The organism is Tateyamaria sp. LSS28, from assembly GCF_059611725.1.
Genome location: NZ_JCAPFI010000001.1, coordinates 51,714 through 63,820, shown reverse-complemented (window position 1 = coordinate 63,820; position 12,107 = coordinate 51,714). Strand labels below are relative to the sequence as shown.

Annotated in this window: 12 protein-coding genes; 8 read left to right on the top strand and 4 right to left on the bottom strand. The window is 62.0% G+C overall.

Annotation, left to right across the window (positions count from 1 at the left end; all coding sequences use genetic code 11):
* The first annotated feature begins 53 nt into the window (after nucleotides 1–53).
* The 6 genes from AC53L6_RS00385 to AC53L6_RS00360 all read left to right on the top strand — a co-directional run bounded on the left by AC53L6_RS00385 (nucleotide 54) and on the right by AC53L6_RS00360 (nucleotide 3,767).
* Complete coding sequence (locus tag AC53L6_RS00385; protein WP_299599766.1) at nucleotides 54–956, top strand: LysR family transcriptional regulator; 903 nt, start codon at nucleotides 54–56, stop codon at nucleotides 954–956.
* A 186-nt stretch (nucleotides 957–1,142) separates the two neighbouring features.
* Nucleotides 1,143–1,478 carry an AtpZ/AtpI family protein gene (locus tag AC53L6_RS00380; protein ID WP_496906400.1) on the top strand — a complete coding sequence of 112 codons (336 nt, stop codon included), beginning with the start codon at nucleotides 1,143–1,145 and terminating at the stop codon, nucleotides 1,476–1,478.
* Nucleotides 1,479–1,493: 15 nt separating this feature from the next.
* Nucleotides 1,494–2,252, top strand: coding sequence for a F0F1 ATP synthase subunit A (locus tag AC53L6_RS00375; RefSeq protein WP_496906399.1), 759 nt, complete (start codon nucleotides 1,494–1,496; stop codon nucleotides 2,250–2,252).
* Nucleotides 2,253–2,314: 62 nt separating this feature from the next.
* A complete protein-coding gene (locus AC53L6_RS00370) occupies nucleotides 2,315–2,539 on the top strand; it encodes a F0F1 ATP synthase subunit C (RefSeq protein WP_015496525.1) in 225 nt (74 codons plus the stop codon).
* Nucleotides 2,540–2,650: 111 nt separating this feature from the next.
* Complete coding sequence (locus AC53L6_RS00365) at nucleotides 2,651–3,187, top strand: F0F1 ATP synthase subunit B' (protein ID WP_299208164.1); 537 nt, start codon at nucleotides 2,651–2,653, stop codon at nucleotides 3,185–3,187.
* A gap of 4 nt (nucleotides 3,188–3,191) precedes the next feature.
* Nucleotides 3,192–3,767 (top strand): F0F1 ATP synthase subunit B, encoded by a 576-nt coding sequence (locus AC53L6_RS00360; protein WP_299208166.1) that lies wholly within the window; start codon nucleotides 3,192–3,194, stop codon nucleotides 3,765–3,767.
* A gap of 145 nt (nucleotides 3,768–3,912) precedes the next feature.
* On the opposite strand, the gene AC53L6_RS00355 is transcribed toward AC53L6_RS00360, so the two are convergent.
* Complete coding sequence (locus AC53L6_RS00355) at nucleotides 3,913–4,680, bottom strand: FadR/GntR family transcriptional regulator (protein ID WP_496906398.1); 768 nt, start codon at nucleotides 4,678–4,680, stop codon at nucleotides 3,913–3,915.
* 250 nt (nucleotides 4,681–4,930) lie between these two features.
* Between AC53L6_RS00355 and AC53L6_RS00350 the strand changes: the two genes are divergently transcribed.
* Both AC53L6_RS00350 and smc read left to right on the top strand, forming a co-directional pair.
* Complete coding sequence (locus tag AC53L6_RS00350) at nucleotides 4,931–5,335, top strand: hypothetical protein (protein WP_472728943.1); 405 nt, start codon at nucleotides 4,931–4,933, stop codon at nucleotides 5,333–5,335.
* 128 nt (nucleotides 5,336–5,463) lie between these two features.
* Nucleotides 5,464–8,919, top strand: a complete 3,456-nt coding sequence (smc, locus tag AC53L6_RS00345; RefSeq protein WP_496906397.1) for a chromosome segregation protein SMC — start codon at nucleotides 5,464–5,466, stop codon at nucleotides 8,917–8,919.
* 68 nt (nucleotides 8,920–8,987) lie between these two features.
* Here smc and AC53L6_RS00340 read toward each other — a convergent pair whose 3' ends face one another.
* From AC53L6_RS00340 to AC53L6_RS00330, 3 genes are read right to left on the bottom strand one after another with little or no spacing between them, the layout of a single operon-like run.
* A complete protein-coding gene (locus tag AC53L6_RS00340) occupies nucleotides 8,988–10,160 on the bottom strand; it encodes a lytic murein transglycosylase (RefSeq protein ID WP_496906396.1) in 1,173 nt (390 codons plus the stop codon).
* Nucleotides 10,148–11,068 (bottom strand): adenosylcobinamide-phosphate synthase CbiB, encoded by a 921-nt coding sequence (gene cbiB, locus AC53L6_RS00335; protein ID WP_496906395.1) that lies wholly within the window; start codon nucleotides 11,066–11,068, stop codon nucleotides 10,148–10,150. Before cbiB ends, AC53L6_RS00340 begins: the two co-directional genes overlap by 13 nt.
* Nucleotides 11,065–12,003 carry a threonine-phosphate decarboxylase gene (locus AC53L6_RS00330; RefSeq protein ID WP_496906394.1) on the bottom strand — a complete coding sequence of 313 codons (939 nt, stop codon included), beginning with the start codon at nucleotides 12,001–12,003 and terminating at the stop codon, nucleotides 11,065–11,067. Before AC53L6_RS00330 ends, cbiB begins: the two co-directional genes overlap by 4 nt.
* Nucleotides 12,004–12,107: the final 104 nt, after the last annotated feature.

Here is a 12,107-nt window from a genome sequence, read left to right as displayed (position 1 = left end):
CACAAACAGAGTTCCCTGACATCACTTGTGCAGTTTTTGCACAGGTGAGCGATATGGCCCGCACATTGCCTCCGCTAAACGCGCTGCGCGCCTTTGAAGCGGCCGCCCGTCACGAAAGTTTCAGCCGTGCGGCAGAAGAATTGGGCGTGAGCCATTCGGCCATCAGCCGCCATGTGCGGGGTCTGGAGGCGCGGCTGGGGGTCCAGTTGTTCCGGGATGTGTCCCGCGGTGTCGCGCTGACCGCCGAGGGCGGCCATTACATGCAGCGGATCCGCCCGGCCTTTGATGTGATCGCGGAAGCGACCGAGGGCTTGGCAGACACGCCAGCGGGGCGCGTGGTGGTCAACAGTGAACCGCTTTTCGCAACCAAGGTGATCGCGCCGCTGCTCCGAAAGCTTCAAAACGATCTGCCGGAGATCGAGTTGCGTCTGATCGCTTCGGATCAATTGGCGGATTTGGATAGGTTCGAGGCGGATATGGCCATCCGCTTTGCCCACAAGGGCGTCCTGGATGTGCCATCGGACTTGATCAGCGATGCAAAGCTGTTTCCCTACGCCGCCCCGGGGCTAGTTCCCGACAATCGCATCCGCGTCGAACATTTGGGTCAGTATCAACTGTTCAGAGATCGGCACGAACTTGTCTGGACGAAATGGTGCGCGATTGCCGGGTTTGATCCCGCCCTTGTCAACGAGGGGGAGTGGCGTGCGCGCATGCCGCTTGCGTTCGAAGCGGCGATACACGGTGCCGGTCTTTATATGGGGTCGGCGGATTGTGCGGCTGTGGAGGTTGTATCCGGGCGTTTGGTGCGCCTGTCGGATGTCGGATTTCGGCTGGGGGCGTTCCATCTGCTGACCAGTGGACAAGCGGGGCGGCGCAAGGCCGTCCGATCCGTGCGCACATGGCTGCTGGATCATACACGGGCACTGCGTTCGGATGAAAATCAACCAGATGGTTGAATGACGGAATCGGCTCAATTTGCTGGTTTCGGAAGGTGCGGCGGGTTGTCCTGCGTCGAAGAGATTCGCAGAATATACAATTAAAACAAAGGGTAATGTAGTATTTTCGGCGCGTTCGCCCTGCGTTGACTCGCGTCGCCCCGCGCCATATCCAAACCTCGAACCAAATGACGGGATGAAAGGCGCGTGACCGACCCCGAAGACGCAGACCGACTGAAGGCCCTGAGCGCCAAAATCGACGCTGTTAAGGAAGAGCACGCCCCGAAACCTCGCACACCGGATCATCACTCTCAGGCTCAGCTGGCCTGGCGCATGGTGATTGAGCTGGTGGCCGGTCTGGGGATCGGGTTTGGCATGGGATACGGGTTGGACGCACTGTTTGGCACCTCTCCGTTTCTCATGATCATATTTATTTTTCTGGGCTTCGCGGCCGGTGTCAAAACAATGATGCGCAGCGCGAAAGAGGTTCAGAGCATGCGAGAGGCCGAAGAGGCCGACGAGGATGACGCCCCGCGGGGCTAAGACGGAGAAAGCCGGATGGCAGACGAAGCACACGGTGAAGGTGGTGGCCTTTCATTCCACCCGATGGATCAGTTCGAAGTCAAACCGTTGTTCGGCGGTGGCTATGACGTGCATTGGTACACCATCACCAACGTGACACTGTGGCTGGCCCTTGCGATCCTTGCAATCATCGGCCTGATGGTTCTGACCACGTCCAAGCGCGCCACCGTACCGGGCCGTGGCCAATCCATTGCCGAGCTGATGTACGGCTTTGTCTACAAGATGGTCGAGGATGTGACCGGCAAGGACGGGATCAAGTATTTTCCCTACATCATGACGCTCTTCATGTTCATCCTATGCGCCAACTTCCTCGGGTTGATCCCGATGTCGTTCACCACCACGTCGCATATCGCCGTAACGGCCATTCTGGGCTTTGGCGTCTTCTTTGCGGTGACCATTCTGGGCTTTGTCAAGAACGGCGCGTCATTCCTGGGCTTGTTCTGGGTGTCGAGCGCTCCGCTGCCGCTGCGCCCGGTCCTCGCAATCATCGAGATCATTTCGTACTTCGTGCGCCCCGTCAGCCACTCCATTCGTCTTGCTGGCAACATGATGGCGGGCCACGCAGTTCTGAAAGTGTTCGCTGGCTTTGCCCAAGTCGCAGCTATCGCGCCTGTCGCCATCATTGGCGTTATGGCGATCTACGGGCTCGAAGTGCTGGTGTCGGCCATCCAGGCCTACGTCTTCACAATCCTCACATGCGTGTATCTCAAGGACGCATTGCACCCGCATCACTAATGAATGGCGGGGCTGATCCCGCCGGACACATCTACTAACTTCCAATCGTAAGGAGAATTCTCATGGAAGGTGAACTCGCACACATCGGCGCAGGCCTGGCAGCAATCGGTTCCGGCGCAGCCGCTATCGGTGTGGGCCACGTCGCTGGCAACTTCCTCGCTGGCGCCCTGCGCAACCCATCGGCAGCCGCCGGTCAGACCGCGACCCTGTTCATCGGCATCGCCTTTGCAGAAGCCCTGGGGATCTTCTCGTTCCTCGTCGCTCTGCTGCTGATGTTCGCCGTCTAAGCTTCTCTGGCGACATTCCTTACGGTCGGGCGGCGTGATACAGTCACGCTGCCCGATGTATGGCTCGCAATTCGGCCCTGATCGCAGGGCTACCTCAGGGGAACGACTGTTATGGCAGAAAATACAAACGCTGCAGGTGAGGTGGCTCTTGGCGCACCTCCAGGTATGCCGCAGCTGAACGTGGGAACCTTCGACAACCAGGTGTTCTGGTTGCTTGTGACCCTCGTCGTTATCTATTTCGTGCTGTCGCGCGTGGCCCTGCCGCGGATCGCGGCCATCCTTGCCGAACGGCAGGGGACCATTACGAATGACATCGCCGCGGCCGAAGATCTGAAGGCCAAGGCGGAGGCTGCCGAGGCGGCCTATGACAAGGCACTGGCCGACGCACGTGCCGAAGCGCAACGCATCGCGGGCGAGACCAAGGCGGCCATCCAGGCCGATCTCGACGTCGCCATCGAAAAGGCGGACGCAGAGATTGCTGCCAAGGCGGCCGAGAGCGAAAAGGCGATTGCCGACATTCGCGCCGGAGCTCAGGAAGCTGTCAAAGTGGTGGCCAAGGACGCCGCCAAGGACATCGTGGCCCTCATGGGTGGCAAGGCCGATGCCAAGTCCATCACGGCGGCTGTGACAGCCCGGATGAAAGGTTAAGATCATGCGTTATCTCACCCTGACATCGCTGGCTGTTTTGGCTGCTGGTCCAGCCATGGCCGCATCGAAAAACCCGTTCTCGGCGGATTTCTGGAAGCTGAGCAACACGGACTTTATCGTTCTGGTTGCCTTCATCCTGTTCATCGCTGTCCTGTTCTATTTCAAGGTGCCCGGCATGATCTCGAAAATGCTGGACGACCGCGCAAGCGGCATCCAGTCCGAGATCAATGAAGCCCGCGCCCTGCGTGAAGAAGCACAGACTTTGCTGGCGTCATACGAGCGCAAGCAAAAGGAAGTGCAGGGGCAGGCGGACAAGATTGTCGAGCAGGCAAAGAAGGACGCGGAAGCCGCTGCCGAACAAGCGCGTGCGGACCTGAAAGTGTCCATCGAGCGCCGCCTTGCTGCAGCGACGGATCAGATTGCTTCTGCCGAAGCTGGTGCCGTCAAAGAGGTGCGTGACACCGCTGCTGTGGTGGCTGTGCAAGCCGCACGTGACGTGATCGCCAAGCAGATGACGGCAACGGACGGCAACAAGCTGATCGACGACGCCATTGCCGAGGTAGACGCACGTCTGCACTGACGGGTCGACACCGCAACCAATTGAAAACCCCGGGCAAATGCACCGGGGTTTTTTGTTTCTTCTGTCTGGAAATACGGCGGGGAGGCGCGTGAGCGGCGGGGCAGAGCCCCTAAAAAATATCGTCGCGCGCAGCGCGTCCTTTGGATTACGTTCCGGTTTCGTGATCCAACCTTTGTCTGGCGATCTCTTCGTTGTGTTCCGCCTTTTGCTGATCGCGGAGCGCCCGCTCCACATAGTCCAGATGCGCGTGCACAGTTGCCCGCGCGGCGTCCGGGTCGCGGCCCTGTAGGGCCTCGTTGATCTGGCGGTGCTGGTCCAGCAGCGCCTGCCGTGTCGTGCGTTGCTTGAACATGACCTGCCGGTTGTAGAACACACCGTCCCTAAGCAGCTGGTACATCGACCGCATCATGTGGAGCATGATGACGTTGTGGCTGGCTTCGATGATCGCCATGTGGAACTGCGCATCAAGCTGCGCCTCTTCCTCGCCATTTCGCTTGGGATGGGCGGCTTCCATCTTTTCGAACACCTTCTGCACAACGGCCAGATCGGTGTCTGATGCAAGCCGCGCCGCGCGTTCTGCCGCCAGCCCTTCCATGTCCCTGCGGAAGCTGAGGTAGTCGAAGACCGCCTCGTCATGGCGGGCGAAAAGTTCGGTCAAGGCAGGGGCAAAGGCCGATCCCAGAACGTCGGCCACATAGACGCCTGCGCCCGGTTTTGCCACCAGCAGGCCCGTCTCTTGCAAGGTTCCGATGGCGTCGCGCAGGGAGGGGCGAGAGACGCCCATGCGCTCGGCCAGCTCGCGTTCGGGGGGCAGGCGTTCGCCGGGCCGCAGGATGCCGCGCAGGATCAATTGCTCGATCTGCCGGATTACGGCGGCGGAGAGTTTGTCGGGTTGGACAGGGCGAAAGGGCATGAGGACTCCGGTCGAATTGGTAAAATCATATGACCAATGGCCCGGGGGTGCAATTGCGTGAATGTGCCCTGAGTCGGTGCCCGCATTTACCCTGTTTTCATGGAGATTACCGCCCAAAACAGGGTGTCACCCCCCGTGCAGCATCCGTACACCCCCTGTACACCCCCAACGGACGGAGGAACGAAGGTTAACGCAACGCACGCTGCATGCGTTAATCTATTCTTAACCGTAGGCCTGCTCATGTACGCAAATGCGTTGGATACTGCCCTTTCTGATGGCGTTGGCCGCCTGCAACACGCCCGGTCCCCATTTTCGCGGCCTGCCCGCCACGACGGTCACTGTTGACGGATCAACCTTTGATGTGCGTGTCCGGGGGCGTCTGGCCGAGGCGTTGCGCACGAATATGGAGTACGCCCCCCGCTTTGGCCCGATCCGTCACCGCGCGGCCAAGGCCATGGAGTTGGTGAGCGGCTGTAAGGTCAAGGAAGTGCGGGGCGATCAGGCGCTGGCCACTGGCATCCTGGATTGCGGCAAGGGTGGCCCACCGATTGATCGGCTGAAGCCACAAGGCGAATACAGCTGTTACACGCTGGACAGCTATGTCAGCCCAGCGACGCATGAACTCGTTTTGGACGTGGATTGCACCGTCATCTGAAGTCACAAACCGCAATATCTTGTGGATAACCCGCGGCATCCCGCACATTCTGGGGTGTTGGCGTTGACAGGGCTGCGGAACACCGTCCACGATGCCACTCCAGTGAGACTCAGGCCAGAGGTGCGCGCTTGCGCTTTTCGAAACTCAGACTGACGGGCTTTAAGTCCTTTGTGGATCCCACCGATCTGATCATCGCGGATGGGCTGACCGGTGTTGTGGGTCCGAATGGGTGCGGCAAGTCGAACCTGCTGGAGGCGTTGCGCTGGGTGATGGGTGAAAACCGTCCCACCGCGATGCGCGGTGGCGGCATGGAAGACGTGATCTTTGCCGGTGCGGCCACGAGGCCTGCCCGCAACTTTGCCGAGGTCAGCCTTCATATCGACAACTCCGAGCGTCTGGCCCCGGCGGGATTCAACGATCAGGATGTGCTTGAGATCGTGCGCCGGATCACGCGGGACGTGGGCAGCGCCTACAAGACCAACGGCAAGGATGTGCGGGCGCGCGATGTGCAGATGTTGTTTGCCGATGCCTCTACGGGCGCGCATTCGCCAGCGCTGGTGCGGCAGGGGCAGATTGCCGAGTTGATCAACGCCAAGCCCAAGAACCGGCGCCGGATTCTGGAAGAGGCAGCGGGCATTTCGGGCCTCTATCAACGGCGGCACGAGGCCGAGTTGAAGCTGAAGGGCGCTGAACAGAACCTGGCCCGCGTGGATGATGTGATTGAACAGTTGGCGGCGCAGTTGTCCCAACTGGCGCGGCAGGCACGTCAGGCGGCGCGCTATCGCGAGATTGGTGACAGTCTGCGCAAGGCCGAGGGGCAGTTGCTGTATCGTCGCTGGCGCGAAGCGGATGATGCGCGCGCGGCTGCGGATGAGGAGTTGAAGGGCCGGACAACTGCGGCGGCGCAAGCCCAGGGGGCTGTGCAGGTGTCGACCAAGGCGCGGCAGACTGCTGAGGATGCCTTGCCCCCCTTGCGCGAGGAAGACGCGATTGCGGCTGCCGTGTTGCAGCGTCTGGCCGTCCAGCGCGACACGCTGTCCGATCAGGAGCATCAGGCGGAGCAGGCGATTGAGACCCTTGAGGGGCGCATTGCCCAACTGGCCCGAGACATCGAACGCGAAGGTGGGTTGAACAAGGACGCAGGCGAGACCATCGAACGCCTTGAGTGGGAAGCAGCCGAGATTGCCAAGGCGAGCGAGGGTCACGACGGCTTGCTGGCGGCGGCTGCTGAGGCTGCGCGCGAGGCCGGGCAGGTGCTGCAAGCCCGCGAGGGCGATCAGTCTGACAAGACTGAGGATGTGGCGCGTTTGGCGGCCCGCCACGGGTCTGCCCAGCGTTTGCTGGAGGACAGCCGTAAGGTTGAGGCCAAGTCAGAGGCTGAGGCCGAGAAGGCGCGTGCCGCCGTGGCGACCAGCCGGGCGGCGCTGGACAAGGCTGGTGTGGATTTCGAGTCGGCGCAGGGTGCTGCGACCGAGGCCGAGGCCACGGCCAAGCGTGCCGATGCAGCTTTGATTTCAGCCGAGGAAGCAAGGGCCGAAACACAGTCGCGCGAGGCGGATGCACGGGCCGAGCGGTCCGAGGCCGAGGGCGAGATGAATGCCTTGCGCGCCGAAGCGGGTGCTTTGGCCAAGCTGGTCGAGCGGGACACGGCCGAAGGTGGTCAGATTCTGGACCGCTTGCAGGTGCAGCAGGGGTTCGAAAAGGCGCTTGGCGCGGCTTTGGCGGATGATCTGCGTGCGCCCGAGGTCGATGCGGATGGCCCGTCGGGGTGGGCCGTGTTGCCCCCCTATGATGCGGATCAGCCGTTGCCCGACGGTGTGACGGCCCTGACCCAGCACGTGTCGGTGCCGGATGTGCTGGTCCGTCGGATGTCGCAGATCGGGCTGGTTGAGGCGGACGATGCGGCCCGTTTGCAACCCTTATTGAAGCCCGGTCAGCGGCTTGTGTCGCAGGAAGGCGATGTGTGGCGTTGGGATGGGTTCCGTGCCTGGGCCGAGGATGCGCCGAGTGCGGCGGCCCTGCGCTTGCAGCAGTTGAACCGTCTGGAAGAGTTGAAGCAGTCGCTGGAGCGTGCCACGTCCCGCGCGGATGGGGCGCGGCAGGCGCATGAGGCGCTGACCGCCCGCATGGCAGAGCTGACCGAGGCCGACAAGCAGGCCCGCCATGCCCGGCGCGAGGCGGACCGGATGGTGGCGGATGCCGCCCGCGCGTTGAGCCGGGCCGAGGCGGATCGCAATCTGGCGGAGGGGCGGTTGGAGTCTCTTGGTCTTGCGGTGACCCGCCATGAAGAGGATGCGATGGCCGCCCGGGCCCGCGTGTCCGAGGCGGAGACGGCGCTGGCCGACTTGCCTGATCTGGAGGTGGCGCGGGCCGAGGTCGAGGACCTGCGTATGACCGTCGAGGCGGCCCGCATCACCATGATGTCGCGCCGGTCGGCCCATGATGATCTGCGCCGCACGGGTGAGGCGCGTGTGAAGCGCGCGCAAGAGATCACCAAGGAAGTGAGCGGCTGGAAGCATCGCTTGGAGACGGCGGAGCGGCGCACGGCGGAGCTGGTGGACCGCAAGGTCACGTCGGAGGCCGATCTGAAGACGGCGCAGGCGGCGCCTGCCGAGTTGGCCGCCAAGCGCGAGGCGCTGAGCGAAGAGATTGCGCGGGCCGAGGCCCGCAAGGCAGAGGCCGCCAACGCGTTGTCCGAGGGTGAGGGCGTGTTGCGCGATGCGACCTTGGCAGAGCGTGAAGCCGAGCGTTTGGCCTCTGAGGCGCGCGAGGCGCGGGCGCGGTCCGAGGCGCGGGCAGAGGCGGCGCGCGAGACCGTGTCCTATGCTGCCGAGCGGATTGCCGAAGAGCAGCAGATGACGCCGAACCAGTTGCTGACCGCGCTGGATGTGACACCGGACCAGATGCCGGGTGCGGAGGCGTTGGAGACCGAGGTGGGGCGCCTGAAGCGTCAGCGCGATGCGCTGGGTGCGGTGAACCTGCGGGCCGAGGAAGACGCCAAGGAGGTGCAGGAAGAGCATGATACGCTTGTCAGTGAAAAGGCCGATTTGGAAGAGGCCATCAAGACCCTGCGCAGCGGCATTGCCAGCCTGAACCGCGAGGGGCGCGAGCGGTTGCTGACCGCCTTTGAGCAGGTGAATTCGAACTTTTCGTTGCTCTTTACCCACCTGTTTGGTGGCGGTGAGGCGAATTTGGTCATGGTCGAAAGCGAGGACCCGCTGGAGGCTGGCCTTGAGATCATGTGTCAGCCGCCCGGCAAGAAACTGTCGACGCTGAGCCTGCTGTCGGGTGGGGAACAGACGCTAACGGCCATGGCGCTGATCTTTGCCGTGTTCTTGGCGAACCCGGCGCCGATCTGTGTGTTGGACGAGGTGGACGCGCCGCTGGACGACGCGAACGTGACGCGCTTCTGTGACCTGCTGGACGAGATGTGCCGCCGGACCGACACGCGGTTCCTGATCATCACGCACCATGCCGTGACGATGGCGCGGATGGATCGGTTGTTTGGGGTAACGATGGCCGAGCAGGGCGTGAGCCAGTTGGTGTCGGTGGACCTGAAGAAGGCGGAGACGCTCGTTGCGTGAGGCGGTGCGTCGTGCGTGCAACCGCTTAACTCAAACTGGTCTTTCGTTTTTACCGTAAACGTGCGCAGTCACAGGCGATCAAGCAACGCCTGCGTTGGCCAAGCGTCGGCGGGTAAGCCCAGGCGCGTCTGTTCGGCTTGAACAGCCGCCCGCGTTCCAGCGCCGAGGATGCCGTCGATCTTGCCCACATTGTATCCACGCCCCTGCAATTTGGTTTGCAAGCGTTTCATCTGATCGGCGCCAAGCCCGGGGTCGGGGTTGCCCGCGTCGTAGACCTGTGCGCCACCCAAGCGGGTTGCGAAATAGGCGGCGGTCAGCACATATGTGAACGACTGGTTCCACTCGAAATAGACATCAAAGTTTGGATAGGCGAGGAAGGCCGGCCCCTTGCGTCCCTGAGGGAGGATGAGAGAGCCAGGCAGGTCTACCAGTGTTCCGCTGCGCACCTCCACGCCCATGGCTTGCCATTGTGCCACGGATTGCGGTTTGCCCGCCCCGCTCAGGCTCCAATCCATATCGGCGGGCACGGTGACTTCCTGTAGCCATGGTTCACCCGCGCGCCAGCCGAAATGCTTAAGCATCTTGCCGCCGGAGAGCAGGGCATCTGGAGCAGATGATTTCAGACGCACGGCCCCGTCGCCATCGCCATCGACACCATTTTCGATGATGTCGGCAGGCAGCATTTGCACCATGCCAATCTCACCTGCCCATGCACCGGTCGTGCGCTGCGGGTCAAAATCCCCCTGCGCAAACAACTCCATCCCTGCGAATACCTGCGGGCGGAACAGCTCTGGCCTGCGACAGTCATGTGCCAGTGTGACGAGTGCGTTGGCGGTGTTGAAGTCACCCTGAAACGCACCGTAATCTGTTTCGAACGCCCAGAAGGCCAGCAGGACGTTTCGGTCCACGCCATAGTCCCGCTCGACCCGGTCAAACACAGAATCCCATTGCCGCGCCTTGGCTTTGCCTGCGTTGATGCGGTTTTGCGAAATCAGACGGCGGGAAAAGTCAATGAATGGGCGTTGGAATACGCCTTGGGCACGGTCGGCGCGCAGGACCGCCGGATCCTGACGCACAGAGGCGAGAAAACGATCCGCTGTTTCGGCTGATATGCCACGCGACACTGCTTCGGATTTCAGGTCGTCCTTGAAGGCCGAGAAGTTGCCGCCGCAACTCGCCAATGCCAGCCCTGGTAAGGCGGCCACCGTGGCCACAGCCAAGACCTGTTTCAAAATACGCATATGAAAAACCCTAAAAGACCAAGAATACCGACAACCAGACCCCAAGTTTTCCACACCATAGATACGGCGGTGTCAATGTCGGTCGGGTTCAGGTCGCGTCTGCCGCGGCCATTGACCCATGCCAGGTCTTCGACCTGTCCGTGGTAGCTGCGCGGTCCGGCCAGCGCGATGTTCAGGGCGCGGGCCATGGCGGCCTCGGGCCAGCCCGCATTCGGTGACCGGTGCAGGCGCGCGTCCGATTTGATCATGTGCCATTGCGACACGGCACCACCGACAAGAGCGATCAGCGCGCCCGTCAGGCGCGCGGGTATCCAGTTCAACACATCGTCAAGACGTGCGGCTGCCCAACCGAATTCTGCGTGGCGCGGGGTGAGGTAGCCCACCATGCTGTCCGCCGTGTTGACAACCTTGTAGATCAGGATGCCGGGAACACCCGCGATCAGGAACCAGAAGGCCGGGGCGATCACGCCATCGCTGAAATTCTCGGACAGGCTTTCGATACCGGCCCGTGTGACTTGCGAAGATGAGGAGGTGCTGACATCGCGGCTGACGATCATGCTTATGGCGCGGCGGCCTTCGGCAACGGATTGTCGGAGCCCGTGCGCAACGGCAGCCACATGCGAGACGAGGGATCGATGAGCGAGTAGGATGGCGGCCACGATCATTTCGGCGACCCATCCAAGTTGGGTGATCATCCACCCAAAAGCAGCGGCGGCAATGACAAGCAGGGCGATGACAAACACGCCCTTGGCGCGTGCGCTGGGCTCGCGGTTCCATCTTGCGTCCAAAGCGCCGATCGCCTGTCCCATGAGGACCGCCGGGTGCGGCACACGCGACCAAAGCCAGCGCGGCTCACCCGCGACGGCGTCAAGGCACATTGCCAGCGCAAGGATGAGCAGGCTGTTCAAAGCGCGGCCTCGACCCGTGCCCAATCTTGTGCTGCAGGCAGTCCAAGACGCAGCCAGCTGGTGCTGTAGGGAAAGATGCGGCTCCAGATATGGGCCTGCGCCAAGCGCTGTTGGAAGGCTGCCGCGTCACCCACATCGTAGAGCCGGAACAGGGATGTCCCGCCGACAAGGTCGGCGCCACGCGCGGCCATCAGTGTGTCGAGCCGTTGCGCGTCGGCGGACAGTCTGGCGCGGGTTGTGGTGGCCCAGTCCGCATCTTCGAGTGCAGTCGCCCCGATGTCGAGCGCGATGCCAGACACGGGCCAGGGCCCCAGCATTTCCGTGAGCCGTTTGATGAGCGCAGGATCTCCGATTGCAAAGCCCAATCGCAAGCCAGCGAGCCCCCAGAACTTTCCAAAGCTTTTGAGGACAAGCGTGCCGGGTTGTGTGGCCTGGTTGATCAGGCTGGCCTGCGGGGTCACGTCACAGAAGCTTTCGTCGATCACCGTCAACTTGGCGTTGGCATCCTTTGCGGTCCAAAGCTGCCCATCGGGATTGTTTGGATGCACCAGGACGCATGCACTGGCCTGTGCATCGTTGCAGACCGTCCAACCATGACCGGCAAAGCTGGCCGCATGTTCATTATAGGTTGGCGTTTTGATGCGGACGACACCCGCGGATGCAAGACGGGGGATTTGTGCGATGAGAGAGGATGCCCCCGGTGCCGCCAGCACGCCTGCGTCATCCGGGATCGACCATAAACGGCGCGCCGCGTCAGTCAATCGGATGGCTGCCCCGGTGTCGGGCAACGCTGTCCATGCATCCGATGCGATAGAAAGAACGGGATAGGCTTGCGGATTGATACCGGTCGACAGATCAATCCAATCCGCGCGGTTCCCACCGTGGCGAGTAACCGCGTCGTCAAGCCCACCTCCGTGGTCTCTCTTCTGCTGCAAGATGCAAGCCTCCTGTGTCTTTCACGCCAGCCTCGGCGGCATCCGGCTTGCAAAAAGCGGAATGTCGCGCAATTTTCAAGCGAATGTGATGGTGTTAACGAATT

Bases quoted from the DNA above. Each gene is read 5' to 3' on its own strand.
- AC53L6_RS00340 (WP_496906396.1), bottom strand. From the start codon at position 10,160: ATGCGTATTTTGAAACAGGTCTTGGCTGTGGCCACGGTGGCCGCCTTA.
- AC53L6_RS00355 (WP_496906398.1), bottom strand. From the start codon at position 4,680: ATGCCCTTTCGCCCTGTCCAACCCGACAAACTCTCCGCCGCCGTAATC.
- AC53L6_RS00360 (WP_299208166.1), top strand. From the start codon at position 3,192: ATGCGTTATCTCACCCTGACATCGCTGGCTGTTTTGGCTGCTGGTCCA.
- AC53L6_RS00350 (WP_472728943.1), top strand. From the start codon at position 4,931: ATGCGTTGGATACTGCCCTTTCTGATGGCGTTGGCCGCCTGCAACACG.
- AC53L6_RS00375 (WP_496906399.1), top strand. From the start codon at position 1,494: ATGGCAGACGAAGCACACGGTGAAGGTGGTGGCCTTTCATTCCACCCG.
- AC53L6_RS00365 (WP_299208164.1), top strand. From the start codon at position 2,651: ATGGCAGAAAATACAAACGCTGCAGGTGAGGTGGCTCTTGGCGCACCT.
- AC53L6_RS00385 (WP_299599766.1), top strand. From the start codon at position 54: ATGGCCCGCACATTGCCTCCGCTAAACGCGCTGCGCGCCTTTGAAGCG.
- AC53L6_RS00370 (WP_015496525.1), top strand. From the start codon at position 2,315: ATGGAAGGTGAACTCGCACACATCGGCGCAGGCCTGGCAGCAATCGGT.